9 protein-coding genes are annotated in these 21,360 nt (G+C 63.9%); 5 read left to right on the forward strand and 4 right to left on the reverse strand.

The annotated features are described in order from the left end of the window. Window positions 1-145: 145 nt before the first annotated feature. Window positions 146-697, reverse strand: coding sequence for an RNA polymerase factor sigma-70 (locus M2400_RS27465; protein ID WP_259201077.1), 552 nt, complete (start codon window positions 695-697; stop codon window positions 146-148). A gap of 278 nt (window positions 698-975) precedes the next feature. Here M2400_RS27465 and M2400_RS27470 point away from each other — a divergent pair, with 278 nt between their 5' ends. Then, window positions 976-1,734, forward strand: coding sequence for a thioesterase II family protein (locus M2400_RS27470; RefSeq protein WP_259201079.1), 759 nt, complete (start codon window positions 976-978; stop codon window positions 1,732-1,734). 64 nt (window positions 1,735-1,798) lie between these two features. Beyond that, complete coding sequence (locus M2400_RS27475; RefSeq protein WP_259201080.1) at window positions 1,799-14,734, forward strand: non-ribosomal peptide synthetase; 12,936 nt, start codon at window positions 1,799-1,801, stop codon at window positions 14,732-14,734. A 126-nt stretch (window positions 14,735-14,860) separates the two neighbouring features. On the opposite strand, the gene dsbG is transcribed toward M2400_RS27475, so the two are convergent. Genes dsbG through dsbD form a run of 3 tightly spaced genes read right to left on the reverse strand, consistent with a single transcriptional unit; the run spans window position 14,861 to window position 18,197 of the window. Further along, window positions 14,861-15,622: a thiol:disulfide interchange protein DsbG gene (dsbG, locus tag M2400_RS27480; protein ID WP_177042815.1), complete on the reverse strand. Its 762-nt coding sequence runs from the start codon at window positions 15,620-15,622 to the stop codon at window positions 14,861-14,863. Further along, entirely contained in the window at window positions 15,598-16,467 is an 870-nt protein-coding gene (locus tag M2400_RS27485; RefSeq protein WP_177042814.1) for a TlpA disulfide reductase family protein, read from the reverse strand. Before M2400_RS27485 ends, dsbG begins: the two co-directional genes overlap by 25 nt. After that, window positions 16,467-18,197, reverse strand: coding sequence for a protein-disulfide reductase DsbD (dsbD, locus tag M2400_RS27490; RefSeq protein WP_177042813.1), 1,731 nt, complete (start codon window positions 18,195-18,197; stop codon window positions 16,467-16,469). Before dsbD ends, M2400_RS27485 begins: the two co-directional genes overlap by 1 nt. A 176-nt stretch (window positions 18,198-18,373) precedes the next feature. On the opposite strand from dsbD, the gene M2400_RS27495 reads away from it, so the two are divergent. From M2400_RS27495 to M2400_RS27505, 3 genes are all read left to right on the forward strand, one after another. Beyond that, entirely contained in the window at window positions 18,374-19,054 is a 681-nt protein-coding gene (locus tag M2400_RS27495) for a response regulator (protein WP_003209011.1), read from the forward strand. Further along, window positions 19,054-20,373, forward strand: a complete 1,320-nt coding sequence (locus M2400_RS27500; protein WP_177077882.1) for an ATP-binding protein — start codon at window positions 19,054-19,056, stop codon at window positions 20,371-20,373. Before M2400_RS27495 ends, M2400_RS27500 begins: the two co-directional genes overlap by 1 nt. Window positions 20,374-20,496: 123 nt before the next feature. Beyond that, a complete protein-coding gene (locus tag M2400_RS27505) occupies window positions 20,497-21,270 on the forward strand; it encodes an N-acetylmuramoyl-L-alanine amidase (RefSeq protein WP_259201083.1) in 774 nt (257 codons plus the stop codon). The last annotated feature ends 90 nt before the right edge of the window (window positions 21,271-21,360 follow it).

A 21,360-nucleotide genomic window follows, 5' to 3' on the forward strand; every position in this document is an offset into this window, starting at 1 on the left:
ACACCGAGCATTAGCGAGGTGCCGAGTGGTGGGGCAAGAGCCTTTTGGTTACTTTTGGGCTCCTTTCAAAAGTGACCCGCTGTAAGAGCGGAACCAATCTAAGCCATCACCCAAATATCGGATATGTACTCAACAGCAGAGCCAATCAAACCCGCCGCGCAAACGTGTCGCTGTAAGTCCCGGAAACCTTCCGGCAATGCACCAACGCATCCCGAATCATGAAGTTCACCAACGTCGGCGAAACCCCAAGCTCCTTGGCAATATCCTTCTGCGGCACCCCATGCAACCGGTACATCTCAAACGCATACCGCGTGCGCTGAGGCAACTCGGTCAATGCATCCGCAATGTTTTCCAAGGTGGAGAAATTGATGTGCGAAGTCTCAGGTGAAGCCCCGTGAATAACCACATTCAAACCTTCCTCTTCAGTACCGGAGTACTTCAACTCCAGCGCCTGCTTACGGTAGTGATCGATGGCCAGGTTACGCACGATCTGGAACAGGTAACTGAGCTGCGCCTTGAACGATGACGTAATGGTCGGTGCCGATTGCAACCGGAAGTAGGCGTCCTGCACCACGTCTTCGGCGCGAGAGCGGCAGCCGGTAATACGCGCGGCGATCTTGACCAGGATCAGCCGGTTATCGACAAAGGCCTGAAGGAGGGGTGAGTCGCACCTGCCTGTGGATACTTGTTCCGTCATGGAAATCACCTAGTTGCAAGAGAAGGTTGGGGGAGGGCGTCCTTGCTGAGGCCTCCTACACATCGGGCAACAAATTATGCTTAATGATAATGATTGTCAAATGAGAAGACGAACTAATCTTATGCTTTATCGAGAGGTGTGAACCGCGTCTCGCTGACTAATTATTTCCAGGTGCCATCCGTTCTCATGGGTGAAAGGCCAGTTAACAAACCGGCCAAGGATCAGCGCCTGGAGGAGTACAAAATGGGTTTTTATCGTGTGGGTCGGGGTGGTCTGAAATGAACACGCCGCTTCGATTACGCCTGTTTTGCCTGCCTTATTCCGGTGCCAGCGCCATGGTCTACAGCCGCTGGCGGCGGGCGCTTCCCGAGTGGTTGCAGGTGCGCCCGCTGGAGTTGCCGGGGCGCGGCATGCGCATGGACGAGCCGCTGCAGCGCGACATCAAGGCCCTGGCCGGGCAACTGGCCGATGAGATCAGCGCCGAGCTGGACGGCCCTTACGCTTTGTTTGGCCACAGCCTCGGCGGCCTGCTGGCGTTCGAACTGGCCCATGCCCTGCGTGAGCGGGGTGTACCGCAGCCACTGGCGTTGTTCGCATCGGGCACCGCCGGCCCGGCCTGCCGCGATGTCAGCGAATACGCCACCGAGAAAAACGACGAGCAACTGATCGCCCGCCTGCGTGAACTCAAGGGCACCGGCGAGGACGTATTGGCTAACGCCGAGCTGATGCAGTTGATGCTGCCGATCCTGCGGGCTGACTTCCTCCTGTGCGGCAGTTTCGAGTATGGCGAGCGCGAGCCGCTGAGGCTGCCCATCCATGTATTCGGCGGCAAGCAAGACACAGTGACCGCCGATCAATTGCTGGACTGGCAGCAAGACACCGCCAGCGGTTTTTCCCTCGACATGTTCGACGGTCACCACTTCTTCCTGATGCAGCACGAGAGTTCTGTGCTGCGCTGTGTCCGGCGTTACGCCGACGAACACCTGGCCCGCTGGCGCAATGACGCCGCGCGGCAGATGGCCCGGGCAGCCGGCTGAACAAGCCCCCTGGCCACACATTCCCCGATTTCCCAGTAAGCCGATTTCAGGCAGGAACCCCACGATGGACGCCTTCGAACTTCCCCGCACCCTGGTTCAGTCCCTTCAACGCCGCGCCGCGCAAACCCCGGATCAACTGGCGTTGCGCTTCCTCGCCGAGACGGCCGAGCAGGGCGCTGTCCTCAGTTACCGCGACCTCGACCTGCGCGCCCGCACCATCGCCGCCGCTTTGCAGGCCAACGCCGGGTTGGGTGACCGTGCGGTGCTGTTGTTCCCCAGCGGGCCGGATTACGTTGCTGCGTTTTTTGGTTGCCTGTACGCCGGGGTGATCGCGGTGCCGGCGTATCCGCCGGAGTCCACTCGCCGTCATCATCAGGAGCGGCTGCTGTCGATCATCGCGGACGCCGAGCCAAGCGTGCTGCTGACCACCACCAGCCTCGGTGATGCGCTGCTGCAACTCGAAGGCGCGCCGCAGTTGCTGTGCGTCGACAGCCTCAATGCCGAAATCGCGGGCAATTGGGTCGCACCGAACTTGCAAGACGATGACATCGCCTTCCTGCAATACACCTCCGGTTCCACCGCGTTGCCCAAGGGCGTGCAAGTCACCCACGGCAACCTGGTGGCCAACGAATTACTGATCCGCCGGGGCTTCGGCATCGACCTGAACCCCGACGACGTGATCGTCAGCTGGCTGCCGCTGTACCACGACATGGGCCTGATCGGCGGCCTGCTGCAGCCAATCTTCAGCGGCGTGCCGTGCGTGTTGATGTCGCCGGCGTACTTCCTCGGCCGGCCACTGCGCTGGCTGGAAGCGATCAGCGAATACGGCGGCACCATCAGCGGCGGGCCGGACTTCGCCTATCGGCTGTGCAGCGAACGGGTCAGTGATTCGGCCCTGGAGCGCCTGGACTTGAGCAAATGGCGCGTGGCGTATTCCGGCTCAGAGCCGATCCGCCTCGACACCCTCGAGCGTTTCGCCGAGAAGTTCGCTACCTGCGGTTTTACCCCGAACAATTTCTTCGCGTCCTACGGCCTGGCCGAAGCCACCCTGTTCGTTGCCGGCGGCACCCGTGGCCAGGGTATCCCGGCCCTGCGTCTCGACGAACAGGCCCTGGCCGCCAACCGCGCCGAGCCGGGGCAGGGCGCGGCGATCATGAGTTGCGGCACCAGCCAGCCTGAACACGCAGTGCTGATTGCCGACCCCGCCACCCTGACGACGCTCCCCGACAATGCGGTCGGTGAACTCTGGGCCACCGGCCCGAGCATCGCCCACGGTTACTGGCGCAACCCTGAGGCCACCGCCAAGACCTTCGTCCAGCACGCAGGCCGCACATGGTTGCGTACCGGCGACCTGGGCTTTATTCGCGACGGTGAAGTGTTCATCACCGGCCGCCTCAAAGACCTGCTGATCGTGCGGGGCCACAACCTGTATCCCCAGGACATCGAGCAAGCCATCGAGCGCGAAGTGGAAGTGGTGCGCAAGGGCCGGGTCGCGGCGTTTGCGGTGAATGACAACGGCCAGGAAGGCATCGGCATCGCCGCGGAAATCAGCCGCAGCGTGCAGAAAATCCTGCCACCCGAAGCGCTGATCAAGGCGATTCGCCAAGCGGTGGCCGAGGCCTGCCAGGAAGCCCCGAGCGTGGTGGTGTTGCTCAATCCCGGTGGCTTGCCGAAAACCTCCAGTGGCAAGGTGCAGCGTTCGGCCTGCCGCACGCGCCTGGCGGATGGCAGTCTCGACAGTTATGCGCAGTTCCCCGGCGTGCCGGCCCAGGCCGCTGATGCGGCGCTGGAGTCCGAGTTGCAGAGCCAAATTGCCGCGATCTGGTGCGAGCAATTGCAGCTGGCGCAAGTCGCCGCCGACGATCACTTTTTCCTGCTGGGGGGCAACTCCATCAGCGCCACCCAGGTGGTCGCCCGGCTGCGGGAAACCCTTGGTCTGGAGCTGAACCTGCGGCTGTTGTTCGAAGCGCCAACCCTGGCCGCCTTCGCCGCCGGCGTCGCGCAATTGCAACAGGACGGCGGTGTGGCCCAAGGCGCGATCCAGGCCCTGTCACGCCAGGAAGACCTGCCGCAATCCCTGGCGCAAAACCGCCTGTGGATCACCTGGCAACTCGACCCGCAAAGCAGTGCCTACACCATTCCCGGCGGCCTGCGTTTGCGTGGCGAGCTGGACGAAGACGCGGTGCGCTCAAGCTTCCAGCAACTGATCCAGCGTCACGAAGCCCTGCGTACGCGCTTCTTTGAGCGCGATGGCCAAGGCTTTCAGCGGGTCGATGCCAAGGTGGATTTCGACCTGCAAGTTATCGACCTCAGCGACCTGCCGGCCGCCGAGCGTGAAGCCCGTGCGACGCAGATCCGCGAAGACGAAGCCCGCACCCAGTTCGATTTGGAGAAAGGCCCGCTGCTGTGGGTCACGCTGGTACGCCTGGATGACGAAGACCACCAGTTGCTGGTGACGCTGCACCACATCATCGCGGACGGTTGGTCGCTCACTGTATTGATCGACGAATTCTCCCGCCTGTATGCCGCAGCGTCCCAGGGCCAAACCCTTGAGCTGCCGGCGCTGGCCCTCCAATACGCCGACTACGGCAACTGGCAGCGCCAGTGGCTGGCCGAAGGCGAGGGCCAGCGGCAACTGGCGTATTGGAAACAACAACTGGGCGACGAACACCCGACCCTGAGCCTGGCCACCGATCACCCGCGTTCGGCTCAACATGTGCGCAGTGCTTCACGTCACAGTGTGCGTTTGAGCGCGAGCCTCGGCGAAGCCATTCGCAAGACTGCCCAGGCCCATGAATCCACTCCGTTCATGCTGTTGCTCGCGGCGTTCCAGAGCCTGCTCCATCGCTACAGCGGCCAGCGCGATATTCGCATCGGCATACCCAGCGCCAACCGTCCGCGCCAGGAAACCCAGGGCCTGATCGGGTTCTTTATCAACACCCTCGTGCTGCGCGCTGAACTGGATGCACGCCTGCCCTTCGCCGAGTTGCTGGCGGCGACGCGAACCGCGGCGCTGGGCGCCCAGGCGCATCAGGATTTGCCTTTCGAACAACTGCTGGAAGCCTTCCCCCAAGCCCGCGAGCAAGGCCTGTTCCAGGTCATGTTCAACCACCAGCAACGCGACCTCGGCGCCTTGCGCCGCCTGCCGGGCCTGTTGGCCGACGAGCTGGCGTGGCACAGCCGCGAAGCCAAGTTCGACCTGCAACTGCACAGCGAAGAAGACCGTAACGGGCGCCTGAGCCTGTCCTTCGACTACGCTGACGAACTGTTCGACGCCGCGACTATCGAGCGTCTGGCCGAGCACTTCATCAACCTGCTGCAAGCCGCCTGCGAGCACCCGCAACAGGCCATCGGCGACTTGAAACTGCTGCATGACGACGAGCACACGCAGCAACACCAGTGGAGCGCTGCACCTTGCGCGGCGGCGCAGCAGTGGCTGCCGGAACACCTCAACCAACAGGTCTCGGAACGCACCGCGCTGGTGTGGCAGGACGGCAGCCTGACCTTCGCCCAACTGCACACCCAGGCCAACCGTCTGGCCCATTACCTGCGGGACAAGGGCGTCGGCCCGGACGTGTGCGTGGCCATCGCCGCCGAGCGCTCGCCGCAACTGTTGATCGGCCTGCTGGCGATCATCAAGGCCGGCGGCGCCTACGTGCCCCTGGACCCGGATTACCCCGCCGAACGCTTGGCCTACATGCTCAAGGACAGCGGCGTGCAACTGCTGCTGACCCAGACCTCGCTGCTGGAGCAACTGCCCACGGCTGAAGGCGTGTGCGTCATCGCCATGGACAGCCTCAAGCTGGAAAGCTGGCCGACCCACGCGCCGGGCCTGCACCTGAATGGCGACAACCTGGCCTACGTGATCTACACCTCCGGCTCCACCGGCCAGCCCAAGGGCGTGGGCAATACCCACGCCGCCCTGGCCGAGCGTTTGCAGTGGATGCAAGCCACCTACCCACTGGATGAAACCGATGTGCTGATGCAAAAGGCACCCATCAGTTTCGACGTGTCGGTGTGGGAATGCTTCTGGCCGTTGATCACCGGTTGCCGGCTGGTACTGGCCGGGCCGGGTGAGCACCGCGACCCGCATCGCATCGCCCAGCTGGTGCAGGAACACGGCGTGACCACGCTGCACTTTGTGCCGCCGCTGTTGCAGCTGTTTGTCGATGAACCGTTGGCCGCCGAATGCACCAGCCTGCGACGCCTGTTCTCCGGCGGTGAAGCGTTGCCTGCCGAGTTGCGCAACCGGGTGCTGGCGCAGTTGCCGGCGGTGCAGTTGCACAACCGATATGGCCCCACCGAAACCGCGATCAACGTGACGCACTGGCATTGCCAGGCCCAAGACGGCGAGCGCTCGCCGATTGGCCGGCCACTGGGCAACGTGATCTGCCGCGTGCTGGATGATCAGTTCAATCCGTTGCCGGCAGGTGTGCCGGGTGAGTTGTGCATTGGTGGCATCGGCCTGGCTCGCGGTTACCTCGGGCGTGCGGGGCTGACCGCTGAACGATTCGTCGCCGACCCGTTGGGCGAGGCGGGCGCACGTCTGTATCGCACCGGTGACCGCGTGCGCTGGAGTGCCGACGGTGTGCTGGAATACCTTGGTCGCCTGGACCAGCAGGTCAAACTGCGTGGCTTCCGTGTCGAACCGGAAGAAATCGAAGCTCGCCTGCTGGCCCTCGACGGTATCGCCCAAGCGGTGGTGCTGGTGCGCGAAACCGCTGCCGGTGCGCAGTTGATCGGTTACTACACCGCCAACGAGCCGCTGGATGAACAGGACGTAAAAACCGCCCTGGCCGCCGAGCTGCCCGACTATATGGTCCCGGCGCAACTCATGCGCCTGGACGCAATGCCCCTGAGCCCCAGCGGCAAGCTCGACCGCCGTGCCTTGCCGGAACCGCTGTGGCAAGTGCGTGAACACGTCGAACCCGAAACAGCGCTGCAACAGCAAATCGCCGGGATCTGGCGCGAAGTCCTGGCCCTGCCACGCATCGGCCTGCGGGACGACTTCTTCGCCCTCGGCGGCCATTCGTTGCTGGCCACGCAAATCATCTCTCGCACCCGCCAGGCCTGCGACGTCGAGCTGCCGTTGCGCACGCTGTTCGAAGCCAGCGAGTTGGGGGCTTTCGCCGAGCAGGTCCGCCTGATCCAGGCCTCGGGCCAACGCAACCAGCAACTGGCCATCGGCAAGGTCGACCGCAGCCAACCGGTGCCGCTGTCCTATTCCCAGCAGCGCATGTGGTTCCTCTGGCAGATGGAACCGGACAGCCCGGCGTATAACGTCGGCGGCATGGCGCGGCTGCGCGGGGTGCTGGACGTGGGGCGTTTCGAGGCGGCGTTGCAGGCCTTGATCATGCGTCACGAAACCCTGCGCACCACCTTCCCGAGCATCAACGGCGTGGCGCAGCAGAAGGTCGCGGCGCAAACCGGCGTGCGCATGGATTGGCAGGACTTCTCGGCGTTCAATCAAGCCGAGCGCCAACAGCGTGTGCAGCAACTGGCCGACCATGAGGCTCATACACCGTTCAACCTGGAAACCGGGCCGCTGCTGCGCGCCTGCCTGGTCAAGGCCGGTGAGCAGGAACATTACCTGGTGCTGACCCTGCACCATATCGTCACCGAAGGCTGGGCCATGGACATCTTTGCCCGTGAACTCAGCGCGCTGTACGAAGCCTTTATCGACGACCGCGAATCGCCGCTGGCGCCGTTGCCGGTGCAATACCTGGACTACAGCGTGTGGCAACGGCAGTGGCTGGAATCCGGCGAGCGTCAGCGCCAGCTGGATTACTGGACCGCGCAACTGGGCACTGAGCATCCACTGCTGGAACTGCCGGGCGACCGTCCGCGCCCACCGGTGCAAAGTCACCAGGGCGAGCTGTACCGTTTCGATTTGAGCGATGACCTGGCCGCCCGCGTGCGTGCCTTCAACGCCGAGCGTGGTTTGACTTTGTTCATGACCATGACCGCCACCCTTGCCGTATTGCTCTACCGCTACAGCGGCCAGACCGACCTGCGTATCGGGGCGCCGGTGGCCAACCGCATTCGCCCGGAAAGCGAAGGGCTGATCGGCGCGTTCCTCAACACCCAGGTGCTGCGTTGCCAGCTCAACGGGCAGATGAGCGTCGGTGAATTGTTCGAGCAGGTGCGTCACACGGTAATCGAAGGTCAGTCTCACCAGGACCTGCCGTTCGACCACCTGGTGGAAGCCCTGCAACCACCCCGCAGTGCGGCGTACAACCCGCTGTTCCAGGTGATGTGCAACGTGCAGCGCTGGGAGTTCCAGCAAAGCCGCACGCTGGCCGGGATGACCGTCGAGTACCTGGCCAATGATGCCCGCGCCACCAAGTTCGACCTCAACCTGGAAGTCACCGACCTCGACCATCGCCTGGGCTGCTGCCTGACTTACAGCACCGATCTGTTCGACGAGCCACGTATTGCCCGCATGGCCGCGCATTGGCAAAACCTGCTGGAAGCCTTGCTCGCCGATCCGCACCAGCGCCTGAGCGAGTTGCCGTTGCTGGAAACCGCCGAACAGCGCGCCCTGCAAGACAGCCTCGGCATTGAAGCCGGCGAACATCGCCTCGACCAGTGCATCCATCACCTGTTCAGCGAGCAGGCCCTGGCCCGTCCGGATGCCCCGGCGTTGACCTTTGCCGGGCAGACCCTGAGCTACAGCGAACTCGACGGCCGCGCCAACCGCCTGGCCTGGATGCTGCGCGAGCGTGGCGTAGGCCCGCAGGTGCGGGTTGGCCTGGCGCTGCCGCGTTCGCTTGAGATGGTCGTCGGCCTGCTGGCGATCCTCAAGGCCGGCGGCGCCTATGTGCCGCTGGACCCGGAATACCCGCTGGACCGCCTGCACTACATGATCGAAGACAGCGGCATCGGCCTGCTGCTCAGCGACGCCGCGATGTTCGACGCGCTGGGCGAGCTGCCCGCCAGCGTCGGCCGCTGGTGCCTGGAAGATGACCTGCCGACCCTGGCCGCGTACCCGGCCAGCGAGTTGCCTTTCATCAGCCTGCCGCAACACCAGGCGTACCTGATCTACACCTCCGGCTCCACCGGCAAGCCCAAGGGCGTGGTGGTGTCCCACGGTGAAATCGCCATGCATTGCCAGGCGGTGATCGAGCGCTTCGGCATGCGCCCGGATGACTGCGAGCTGCACTTCTATTCCATCAACTTTGACGCCGCCACCGAGCGTCTGCTGGTGCCGTTGCTCAGCGGCGCGCAGGTGGTATTGCGGGCCCAGGGCCAATGGGATGCGGAAGAAATCTGCGGTCTGATTCGTCAGCACCGCATCAATATCCTCGGCTTTACCCCGAGCTACGGCAGTCAGTTGGCGCAATGGCTGGCCACACAAAACCAGACCCTGCCGGTGCGCATGTGCATCACCGGCGGTGAGGCTTTGACCGGAGAACACCTGCAGCGTATTCGCGCCGCGTTCAAGCCGGCGCTGTTTTTCAACGCCTATGGCCCGACTGAAACGGTGGTGATGCCGCTGGCCAGCCTTGCCCCGCAAACCCTGGAAGAGGGCGCCGGCAGCGTGCCGATCGGCAGCATCATCGGCGCGCGCGTGGCCTACATTCTGGACGCGGATCTGGCCCTGGTGCCGCAAGGTGCGACCGGCGAGTTGTATGTCGGCGGTGCTGGCCTGGCTCAGGGTTATCACCAGCGCCCGGGCATGACGGCAGAGCGGTTTGTGGCTGATCCGTTTGCCACGAACGGCGGTCGGCTGTATCGCACCGGCGACCTGGTGCGCCAGCGTGCCGATGGCCTGGTGGAGTACCTCGGCCGTATTGACCATCAAGTGAAGATTCGCGGTTTCCGTATCGAGCTGGGGGAAATTGAAACCCGCCTGCTGGAACACACAGCGGTGCGTGAAGCGGTGGTGCTGGCGCTGGACTCACCGAGTGGCAAACAGTTGGTGGCCTACCTGGTCAGCGACGAAGAACAGGGCGCCTTGCGTGAATCCCTCAAGAACCATCTGAAAGCACAGCTGCCGGACTACATGGTGCCCGCGCACCTGATCGTCCTCGACAGCATGCCGCTGACCGCCAACGGCAAGCTCGACCGTCGCGCCTTGCCGCAGCCGGACCCCGAAGCGAACCGTCAACAGTACGTGGCGCCGCGCAACGAGTTGGAGCAAACCCTGGCGGCGATCTGGTGTGCGGTATTGAACGTGCAGCAGGTTGGCCTCGACGATAACTTCTTTGAGCTGGGCGGCGACTCGATCCTGTCGATCCAGGTGGTCAGCCGGGCACGGCAGGCGGGGATTCATTTCAGCCCGCGTGATCTGTTCCAGCACCAGACCGTGCAGACCCTGGCCGCCGTGGCGACCCGCACCGAGCAGGTCATCGCCGAACAAGGCGTGTTGACCGGCGCGTCCGGGCTGACCCCGATCCAGCACTGGTTCTTCGACACCGACATTCCCGAGCGCCAACACTGGAACCAGGCACTGCTGCTGGAACCGGCTCAACCCCTGGAACCCCATCGGCTGGAACAAGCCCTGCTAGCGGTGCTGGAGCACCACGACGCCTTGCGCCTGAGCTTCACCCAGCGCGATGCCCAATGGCACGCCGAACACCTGGCGGTGCCGGAAGGCGGCCTGCTGTTGCAAGCCCAGGTGGCAGACATGGAGCAGTGCAGCGCGCTGTTCACCGACACCCAGCGCAGCCTCAATCTTGCCCATGGCCCGCTGATGCGCGCGCTGCTGGTGGACGGCCCGCAAGGCCAGCGTCGCCTGCTGATCGCGATCCATCACCTGGTGGTGGACGGTGTTTCCTGGCGCGTGTTGCTGGAAGATTTGCAGACCGTGTACCGCCAATTGAGCGACGGCCAACCTGTCAGCCTGCCGGCCAAGACCAGCGCCTTGCGCGACTGGGCGACACGCTTGCAGGCCTATGCCGGCAGCGAATCCCTGCGTGAAGAACTGGACGTGTGGCAGCAGCAGTTGGCCGGCCCTGCCGTTGAGTTGCCGGTGGATCGCCCCCAAGGTTCACTGCGCAATCGCGACGCCGATACCGTCAGCGTGCGCCTGGATGCCGAGCGTACCCGCCAGCTGTTGCAGCAGGCGCCGAGCGCTTACCGCACCCAGGTCAACGATTTGCTGCTGACCGCCCTGGCCCGTGTGTTGTGCCGCTGGAGCGGCCACGCATCGGCCCTGATCCAGCTGGAAGGCCACGGCCGCGAAACCCTGTTCGATGAGATCGACCTGACCCGCAGCGTCGGCTGGTTCACCAGCGCCTACCCGCTGCGCCTGACCCCGCTGCACATCGAAGAAGCCGCCGGGCAGGGCGCTTCGATCAAGGCGATCAAGGAGCAACTGCGCGGCGTGCCCCACAAAGGCCTGGGTTATGGCGTGCTGCGCTACCTGGCCGACGACCTGTGCCGCCAGACCATGGCCGCGTTGCCGACGGCCAGCATCACCTTCAACTACCTTGGCCAGTTCGACCAGAGCTTTGGTGCCGATGCGCTGTTCCACCCGCTGGATGAATTCGCCGGGATTGCCCACGACCCGGACGCGCCGCTGCCCAACGAGCTGAGCGTCGACAGCCAGGTGTATGGCGGTGAACTGGTGCTGCGCTGGACCTTCAGCCGCGAGCGTCACGACAGCCAGACCATCGCTGAACTGGCGGACGCTTACCTGGCAGAATTGCAGAGCCTGATCGAGCATTGCCTCAAGCCAGACGCCGGCGGCCTCACGCCGTCGGACTTCCCGCTGGCGCACCTGACCCAAGGGCAACTCGATGCACTGCCGGTGCCGGCCACTGCCATCGAAGACGTGTACCCGCTGACCCCGATGCAGGAAGGCTTGCTGCTGCACACCCTGCTGGAACCGGGCACCGGTCTCTACTACATGCAGGACCGCTACCGCATCAACAGCGCCCTGGACCCGGAGCGTTTTGCCCAAGCCTGGCAGGCGGTGATCGCCCGGCATGAAGCGTTGCGTGCCTCGTTCTGCTGGAACGTCGGTGAAGACATGCTGCAGGTTATCCACAAGCCGGGCAGCACGCCGATCGAATACCTCGACTGGAGCGCTGACCCTGAAAGTGAACAGGAACCGCGTCTGCAAGCGCTGCTGAAAAGCGAGCGCGAAGCCGGCTTCGATCTGCTCAACCAGGCGCCGTTCCACCTGCGGCTGATCCGCGTGGGCGAGGCGCGCTACTGGTTCATGATGAGCAACCACCACATCCTGATCGATGCCTGGTGCCGCTCGCTGCTGATGAACGATTTCTTCGACATCTACATGGCCCTCGGCGAAGGCCGCGAGGCGCAACTGGCGACGCCGCCGCGTTACCGCGACTACATCGCCTGGCTGCAACGCCAGAACCTGGCCGAGGCGCGTCAGTGGTGGCAGCAGAACCTGAAAGGCTTTGAACGCACCACGCCGATCCCGAGCGACCGGCCGTTCCTGCGGGAACACGCCGGCCACAGCGGCGGCATGGTGGTGGGGGACTGCTACACCCGCCTGGATGTGCGCGACGGTGCGCAATTGCGCGAGTTGGCCCAGGCTCATCAACTGACGGTGAACACCTTCGCCCAGGCGGCGTGGGCCCTGGTGCTGCGGCGTCTGAGTGGTGATCGCGACGTGCTGTTCGGCGTCACCGTGGCCGGGCGCCCGGTGGAAATGCCGGAGATGCAGCGCACCGTCGGGCTGTTTATCAACAGCATCGCGTTACGGGTGAAGCTGCCTGAGGACGACCAGAAGTGCAGCGTGCGCCAATGGTTGAGCGGCCTGCTCGACAGCAATATGCAACTGCGCGAGTACGAATACCTGCCGCTGGTGACCATCCAGGAGCACAGCGAACTGCCCAAGGGGCAGCCGCTGTTCGACAGCCTGTTCGTGTTCGAAAACGCCCCGGTGGAAGTCTCGGTACTGGACCGTGCGCAAAGCCTGAATGCCACCTCGGATTCCGGGCGCACCCACACCAACTTCCCGCTCACCGCCGTGTGCTACCCGGGGGATGACCTGGGCTTGCACCTGTCTTACGACCAGCGTTATTTCGATGAAACCACCGTGCAAGGCATGCTCGGCGAATTCAAGCGCCTGCTGCTGGCATTGGTGCAGGGCTTCCACGGCGATATGGCCGACTTGCCGCTGATTGGCGAGCAGGAGCGCGAGTTCCTGGTGGAGGGCTGCAACCAGAGCGAGCATGAGTACCCGCTGGAGCGCAGTTACGTCGAGCTGTTCGAGGAGCAAGTGGCACGGCATCCACAACGGATTGCCGCCAGTTGCCTGGATCAGCAATGGAGCTATGCCGAGCTGAACCGGCACAGTAACCGCCTGGGCCATGCGCTGATTGCCGCCGGTGTCGGGCTGGATCAACCGGTGGCGTTGCTGGCCGAGCGCAATCTGGACTTGCTGGGCATGATCATCGGCAGCTTCAAGGCCGGTGCGGGTTACCTGCCGCTGGATCCGGGGCTGCCGGGCCAGCGCCTGAGCCGGATCATCGACCTCAGCCGTACGCCGTTACTGGTGTGCACCGAGGCGTGCCTTGAGCAGGCGCAGGTGTTGCTGGAAGAGTTTGCCTGTGGCTCGCGACCGAGGCTGCTGGTGTGGGAGGAGCTGGTGGGGTCAGAGCAGAACCCGGGCATCTACAGCGCGCCGGATAACCTGGCCTACGTGATCTACACCTCGGGTTCCACCGGCCTGCCCAAGGGCGTGATGGTGGAACAGCGCGGCATGCTGAATAACCAGTTGAGCAAGGTGCCGTACCTGAACCTGGGCCAGGACGATGTCATCGCCCAGACCGCCTCGCAAAGCTTCGATATCTCGGTGTGGCAATTCCTCGCCGCACCACTGTTCGGCGCGCGGGTGGATATTGTGCCGAACACCCTTGCCCATGATCCCCAAGGCTTGCTGGCTCACGTCCAGGCCCAGGGCGTCACCGTACTGGAAAGCGTGCCGTCGCTGATCCAGGGCATGCTCGCCCAGGATCGCATCAGCCTGGAGGGTTTGCGCTGGATGCTGCCGACCGGTGAAGCGATGCCGCCGGAGCTGGCGCACCAGTGGTTGCTGCGTTACCCGGAGATTGGCCTGGTAAACGCTTATGGCCCGGCGGAATGCTCGGACGACGTGGCGTTCTTCCGCGTGGACCTGGCGTCAACCCGTAGCACCTATCTGCCGATTGGTACGCCGACCGACAACAACCGGTTGTACCTGCTGGACGGCGCGCTGGAGCTGGTGCCTCAAGGCGCCGTCGGCGAGTTGTGCGTGGCCGGGACCGGTGTGGGTCGTGGTTATGTCAGCGACCCGGTGCGCACGGCGCAAGCGTTTGTGCCGAATCCATTTGGTGCGGACCGGTTGTATCGAACAGGGGATTTGGCCCGCCGTCGCAGTGATGGGGTGTTGGAATATGTCGGTCGCATCGACCATCAGGTGAAGATTCGCGGTTACCGGATCGAGCTGGGTGAAATCGAGGCGCGCCTGCATGAGCAACCGGAAGTTCGCGATGCGGCCGTCGGGGTGCAGGAGGGCGTCAATGGCAAGCATCTGGTGGGTTATCTGGTGGCGACCGATGCGCAGCTCAACCCGGGCGAGCGCCTTGATCGCATCAAGCAGCGCCTGCGGGCCGAGTTGCCGGAGTACATGGTGCCGCTGCATTGGTTGTGGATCGAGCGTTTGCCGCTGAACGCCAACGGCAAGCTGGACCGCAAGGCCTTGCCGGTACTGGAGATTGGCCAGTTGCACAGCCAGGATTACCTGGCGCCGCGTAATGAGCTGGAGCAGACGTTGGCCGGGATTTGGGCCGAAGTGCTCAAGGTCGAGCGGGTCGGGGTGCAGGACAACTTCTTTGAGCTGGGCGGGCATTCGTTGCTGGCCACGCAGATTGCTTCACGGGTGCAGAAGACATTGCAGCGGGATGTGCCGTTGCGGGCGATGTTCGAGTGCAGCACGGTGGAGGAGTTGGCGGGGTATATCGACGGGCTGGCGGCGAATGAGATCAGCGCGGAGAAGGTGGATCGGTTGAGTGATTTGATGGCGGAGCTGGAGGGGTTGTAAGGCGCTGAATCTTCGCTGTTTATGACGGCCTCATCGCAGGCAAGCCAGCTCCCACATTTTTGAATGTGTTCACAATCCAAAATGTGGGAGCTGGCTTGCCTGCGATGGCGTCAGACCGGTCGCCGCTTATTTCGGCCCCAGAATCTTCACCAACTTATCCGGCGACGGCGCCCCTTGCTGTTGCTGCAAACCGCCCTTGTCATCCAGATAGAAAATCGCCGGCGTCGCCGACAATTCCAGCTCATCCATCAGCTTCATGTTCGAATCGAGCTTGGCCTGGATATCCGCCGGGATCTTTTCCAGCGCCTGCAACTTGCTGCCTTTACCGGCCGACTCATGGGCTTCCAGCGCCTGCTGCGGATCCTTGGCGGCAAACAGCGCGGCGGATTTGCCAGGGCTGTCCTCACGAATAATCCCCACCATGATGTGCCGCAACTGCACCTTGCCTGCCTTCACCCACGGCCGCGCCTGTTCCCAGAACATGTTGCAGTACGGGCAGTTCGGATCGCTGAACAGATAAACAATGCGTGGCGCGTCCTTGTTGCCGTCCTGGATCCAGTTGCTGTGTTCCATCTTCGCCCAGACTTCCTTGGCCATGGGCGCGTACACCAGTTTTTCCAGGGGCGCAGTGCTCAGGTCATTGCCGGCGGCGTCGTACAGGTTGCCGGCGATCACGCTTTTGCCGTCTGCGGTCAGGTACAGCGCCATGCCACGGTTCTGGTACTGCGCGGCGTAGCCGGTGAGGCCGCTGGGCGCGTCGAACTTGCCGATGATCTTGGCACCCTTGGCCTCGATGTTCTTGATCGGCGCCGGCCAGTCTTCGGCGTGGACCAAAGTGGCAGCGAGGGTCAGGGGCAACAGGGTCAGCAGGTGGCGGAGGCGGAGCATGGCGAATTCCTTGTGGTGGCCGGCAGGGCCGGCTTGGCGTTGATCGGTTCGAAGCGCTCCATGGCGCGGGCCAGGCTGGCTTGGGACAACTCGCCCAGGTGGCTGTTGATCAGGCGACCGTCCGGTTGATAGAAGAGGGTGGTGGGCAAGGCCATGGAGCCCACGGCCTGGCCGAGGCGGCCGCTGGCGTCGAACAGCACGTTGTCCAGGTTCAGGCCCTGGGTCGCCAGGTAGGTGGCGACGCTTTGCATGCTTTCGGCCTGGTTGACGAACAGGAAGGTCACGTCCGGGCGCTGGCGCTGGGCGCTTTCCAGTACCGGCATTTCACGCCGGCACGGCGGGCACCAGGTGGCCCAGAGGTTGATCACCAGCGGGCCGCCCTTGTAGTCGGCCAGTTGCACGGTTTCGCCATTGGCGTTGCGCAGGGCAATGTCCGGCAGTTGGGTGCCTTTTTCGTAGAGGGTCAGGGACAGGCTGGTCAAGGCCCAGAACGCCAGGCCGGTGATCACCCCGGCGCTCAGTGGCTTGCGCAACAGCGGGCGGCGCCAGCCGTAGACCAAGGCGCCGAGGACCAGCGCGATGACGCCGGGCCAGGCGAGGAAGCCGCCGTCGCGCAGGTCGACGATTTGCAGCGGGTCATTCTGGTAGTACGTCCAGTACATCAGCACAAAGCTGACGCGGGCGGCGAGCATGCCCAGCAAGAACAGGGTGAACAGCACCGACTCCGGGTTTTCGCCGCCGCGCTTGGCCACGCGCCAGCCCACCAGGGTGGCGAGGATCAACGCCGTGATCAGCAGCAAGTGATTCAGGGCGATGGCGAACGTGCCGATGGTCAGTGTCAGCATCAGAGGGCTTCCCGGGCTTGGGTCCAGCGTTGCAGGAAGGCCGCGGCGTCGACTTCGCCGGTGATGCGCTGGGCGCGGCGCTCTTCACCGTCGGGGCCGATCCAGACGAAACTCGGCGGGCCGGGGACCTTGTAGCGGCCCAGCAGCTCGCGGCTGGCGGCGTTGTCGGCGGTTACGTCGAGGCGCAGCAGGCGCACATCCTTGAGAGCGTCGAGGACTTCGGGTTTGCCGAACACCTGTTTTTCCATGATCTTGCACGACACGCACCAGTCGGCGTAGTAGTCCACCAGCACCCATTGGCCCTGGGCCTTGGCGCTGTCGAGCTGGCTTTGCAGCACGGCCGGGTCGTTGATGGTCATGAAGGCTTCGTGGGCGGTGGGGGCTGCGGCCACCCGCGAGCCGCTGTAGACCTTCAACGGTTGCCACAGATCGTCGCTGCCGCCGGCCGCGCCGATCACCAATACGCTGCCCCAAAGGCCCAGTACCAGGGAGCCGGCACCGAACAGCATGGCGGTGCGCCCGAAATCCCGGGCCAGCCGCCAGCCGCAATAGGCCATGACCAGCGCCAGCACACCCCACAAGCCAAGCCACAGGGTTTCGCCGACTACCGGGCGAATCATCAACACGGCGGTGGCGAGGAACAGGAAGCCGAAGATGCCCTTGAGGATATTCATCCAGGTACCGGGCTTGGGCAGGAAGCGGTTACCTACGGTCACCAGCAGCAACAGCGGCACGCCGATGCCGATGCCCATGGCAAACAGGATCAGGCCGCCATGCAGGGCGTTGCCGCTCTGGGCGATATACAGCAGGGCGCCGGCCAGGGGCGCCGTCATGCACGGGCCTACGAGCAGGCCGGACAAGGCGCCGAGCACGCCGGCACCTACCAGGCTGCCGCCGCTTTGGTTGCGGCTGACGTTATCCAGGCGGTCCCGCAGGAAGGCCGGCAGTTGCAGTTCAAAGAAGCCGAACATCGGCAAGGCCAGGATCACAAACAACGCGGCGAAACTGCCGAGGATCCACGGGGTTTGCAGCAGGGCGGCGAGGTTGCCGCCGAGCAGTGCGGCCAATACGCCGAGGGCGGCATACACCAGCGCCATGCACACCACGTAGCTGGCGGCCAGGGCAAAGCCGCGGCGTGGACTGGCGCCGCTGCCGACCACAAGGCCGGCGAGGATCGGCAGCATCGGCAAGGAGCAAGGGGCAAAGGCCAGCAGCAGGCCCAGGCCGAAGAACACCAGCAGGCTCCAGCCCAGGCTGCGCTGTTGCAGGCCGCTGGCCAGGCTTTGGTCCTGGGCCTGGCCGGTAGCGGCGACGGCGGGGTTGCCGCCCAGGTCCACGGTGATCGACTGCGGCGGGTAGCACAGGCCGGCATCGGCGCAGCCTTGCCAGCCGACCTTGACCTGGCCGGTGGCGCCGGCGGGAATCTTCACTTCCAGGCCCTGGCGATAGACCTGCTGCTCACCGAAGAATTCGTCGCTATGGGCTTCGCCCTGGGGCAACGTCGGCTTTTCGGCCAGGCCGTCGAACTTCATGCGCTGCTGGTACAGGTAATAACCGTCGGCAATCTGCCAGAACAGCTGGGTTTCGCCGGAGGCCAGACGCTCGGAGGTAAAGGTGAAGGCTTTGCCCACCGGGAGAAAATCGGGTTTGGTCTCGAAAGGATTGTTGCCCGGCGCGGCCTGGGCGAATCCAGCAAACACTACCAGCAGGAAGATAAACAGATGCCGCATGATCAAGCCTTAGTTCGAAGCAAGTGGGACACACAATGTGTGGCGTTGATTAACCGATGATTAACCGGGCTATCCTAGAGAAGAAGGGATTATCCGGGTTTACGCGCGTTGGCGGCATAATGCGCGCTTAATCCACCGCCTTTTAAATCACCCTCACATTTTGCAAAGGGTTCACCATGCACGTACTGGTCTGTGAAGACGACGAGCTGATCGCCAGCGGCATTGTTGCCGGGCTCAGCGCCCAGGGGCTGACCGTCGAGCGCGTCGGCACGGCTGCCGCTGCCCGGGCGATGCTCAAGGTGGCGGAGTTCGACGTGATGGTACTCGACCTCGGCCTGCCGGATGAAGACGGCTTGAAGCTGTTGCAGCAATTGCGCAGCCAGGGCCTGGAGATTCCGGTGCTGATCCTCACGGCGCGGGACTCGGTGACCAACCGGGTCGATGGCCTGCAAGCCGGTGCCGACGACTACCTGCTCAAACCCTTCGACCTGCGGGAACTGGCAGCGCGCCTGCACACCCTGTTGCGCCGGGTCGCCGGGCGCAGCGTCAACCTGATCGAACACGGGCGCCTGACCTACAACCCCAGCAGCCGCGAAACCCTGCTGGGTGGTGAGTCGGTGGACCTGTCCCGCCGCGAGCAGGCGCTGCTGCAGGCCCTGTTGCAAAACCGTGGCCGGGTGCTCTCCAGCGAGCAGCTCAAGGACAGTGTCTACGGCTTGAACGACGAGCTGGAAAGCAACGCCCTCAACGTGCACATCCACCACCTGCGACGCAAACTCGGCAACGGCATCGTCGAAACCGTACGCGGCCTGGGCTATCGCCTGGGCCCGGCTGATGGTGGAGAGGACGCTTCGTGATGAGCCTGCGCCTGCGGCTGACCTTCAAGCTCGGCGCGGCCTTCGTGCTGATCTGGGCACTGGCCGCCGCGTGGATGCTCAACGACCTGCGCAACCAGATGATGTTTTCCCTGGACCAGCGCCTGGTGGCTTCGGCGCGCATGGTGGCCGGGCTGATGGAGCAGATGCCGGGCCTGTCCAGCACGGGCGAGGGCGCGCATTTCAGCGCTGAACAATTGAATGTACCCGGCGGCATGGCGTGCCAGGTCAGCTCCTTGCGCGGGGTGGTGCTTGCCCGCAGCCATACCACCCCGGACCAGGGCCTGGAGTCGCGCAAGAGCGGCTTTCGCGACCAGATGATTGATGGCGTGGGCTGGCGCAGCTTCACCCTGTCCCGTGGCGATTTGTTTATCACCACCGCCGACCGGCAGGTGGAGCGTGAAGCCTTGAATATGTCGATCCTGCTGGCGGCTTCGGTGCCGGTGGGCGTGGCACTCCTGGGCTGCCTGTGCCTGCTGTGGCTGGGGATCGGCCAAAGCCTGTTGCCGCTCAACCGCATGCGTGACGCCTTGATGCGCCGCAGTGCCGACTCCCTGGAGCCGTTGCAGATCAGCCCGCTGCCCAGCGAGCTCAAGCCGCTGCTCGACACCCAGAACCAATTGCTGCAACGCATCGCCAAGACCATCGAGCGCGAGCGTCGCCTGACCGGCGACGCCGCCCACGAACTGCGCAGCCCGCTGACCGCGATCAAGACCCACCTGCAAGTGGCGCGCATGACCGAAGGCGCCGCCCGTGACCAGTCCCTGGCCCACGCCGAGGAAGGCGCCGACCGCCTGCACCGCACCCTTGAGCAGCTCCTGCTGCTGGCGCGGGTCGAAGGCAGCCTGTCGTTTGATGACGGCCTGCAATCGAGTGCCGAGCAAGTCGCTCAACTGGCGATCCAGGATGCCAACGGTGGTGACAATCAGCGCATTGACCTGGTGCTGGCAGACAGCCTCTCTGACCAACCGGTGGAAATGCCGGTGGGCCTGGCCGTTGCCGCCTTGCGCAACCTGCTGGATAACGCCCTGCGCCACACACCGGCAGATACCCGGGTGGAGCTGAGTGTGTCCAGTACTGGCGATAACGTGGTGTTCCGGGTACGTGACCACGGCGCGCCGATTTCCAGTGAAGACTTGCAACACCTGACCCAGCGCTTCTGGCGCAATGGCAACAGCCCCGGTTGCGGCCTGGGGTTGGCGATTGTGCAGGCGATTGTGCAGCGCTGCTCATGTTCGCTGAAATTCGACAGCCAGGCCGATGGCCTGCGGGTCGACCTCGGCATGCCGCTGCGTCGCTGACACCTTCTTTTCACGGCACACATAGCTACCGCCATCCTCAAGCGCAACGCTTCAGGATGGCGGTAATTTTTTTGTGTTTGAACGGGCTGAATGATTCGGCCTGTGTTGAAAAGGACAGCCTCCATGTTGGTCATCGATTCCACGTACCCCGCAACAGACTTTAACGGCCGTAACGGCGAAGCCGTGCGCCAGGTGATTGTGCACTACACCGCCGCGCCTTTTGCCTCGTCGCTGCAGACACTGACCTGCGGCGGCGTCAGTTCGCACTACCTGTTGGCCGATCCTCATGACCCGAGTTACCGCGCAGCGGGTTATCAGGAGTTGCGGGTCTTCCGCCTGGTGGATGAAGCCCACCGCGCGTGGCATGCGGGCGCCAGCCATTGGGCCGGGCGCGATAACCTCAACCGCAGTTCCATCGGCATCGAAATCGTCAACCAGGCCCGGGATGAGGCCGGTGTGTTCAGCTTTCCTGCGTATGGGCAGGAGCAGGTCGACGTGTTGATTGCCCTGATTCATGACATCCAGGCACGCTATCCGGCGATTGGCCCCACCGACATGCTCGGGCACTCGGACATTGCCTATTGGCGCAAGAGCGACCCCGGGCCTCGTTTGCCGTGGCGTTGCCTGTTCGAAGCAGGCGTAGGCGCCTGGTTTGAGGACACCGCCAAGATCGCCTATCAACGCTGGTTCGACATCGGCCTGCCGCCCGAGGTTGAAGTCGAACGGGCGTTCCAGCGCTACGGGTACGCCCCGGCGAAAAATCGCCTGGGGTTCCAGCAGCGTGTCCGCGCGTTCCAGATGCATTTTCGCCCCTGTGACTACAGTGGGCGGCTGGACGCGGAGACCTGCGCCATCCTGTATGCGTTGAATGAAAAATACACCGGGGTCGTCGGGTAAATCCGCTAAAGCGGTTTTTAACGACCACAGGTGTAAATCCTCCCCGCGCTGATGCGTTTCCAGAACAGGAAATCCGTGCGCTGCCCTTGG

Origin of the sequence: Pseudomonas sp. BIGb0558, assembly GCF_024807515.1 — a bacterium.
Lineage (GTDB): Bacteria > Pseudomonadota > Gammaproteobacteria > Pseudomonadales > Pseudomonadaceae > Aquipseudomonas > Aquipseudomonas yamanorum_A.

What these genes read in the sequence shown, in the direction of transcription:
- M2400_RS27485 (WP_177042814.1), bottom strand. Translation starts at nt 16,467, where the DNA reads ATGCTGACACTGACCATCGGCACGTTCGCCATCGCCCTGAATCACTTG.
- M2400_RS27505 (WP_259201083.1), top strand. Translation starts at nt 20,497, where the DNA reads ATGTTGGTCATCGATTCCACGTACCCCGCAACAGACTTTAACGGCCGT.
- M2400_RS27495 (WP_003209011.1), top strand. Translation starts at nt 18,374, where the DNA reads ATGCACGTACTGGTCTGTGAAGACGACGAGCTGATCGCCAGCGGCATT.
- dsbG (WP_177042815.1), bottom strand. Translation starts at nt 15,622, where the DNA reads ATGCTCCGCCTCCGCCACCTGCTGACCCTGTTGCCCCTGACCCTCGCT.
- M2400_RS27500 (WP_177077882.1), top strand. Translation starts at nt 19,054, where the DNA reads ATGAGCCTGCGCCTGCGGCTGACCTTCAAGCTCGGCGCGGCCTTCGTG.
- M2400_RS27465 (WP_259201077.1), bottom strand. Translation starts at nt 697, where the DNA reads ATGACGGAACAAGTATCCACAGGCAGGTGCGACTCACCCCTCCTTCAG.
- M2400_RS27475 (WP_259201080.1), top strand. Translation starts at nt 1,799, where the DNA reads ATGGACGCCTTCGAACTTCCCCGCACCCTGGTTCAGTCCCTTCAACGC.
- M2400_RS27470 (WP_259201079.1), top strand. Translation starts at nt 976, where the DNA reads ATGAACACGCCGCTTCGATTACGCCTGTTTTGCCTGCCTTATTCCGGT.
- dsbD (WP_177042813.1), bottom strand. Translation starts at nt 18,197, where the DNA reads ATGCGGCATCTGTTTATCTTCCTGCTGGTAGTGTTTGCTGGATTCGCC.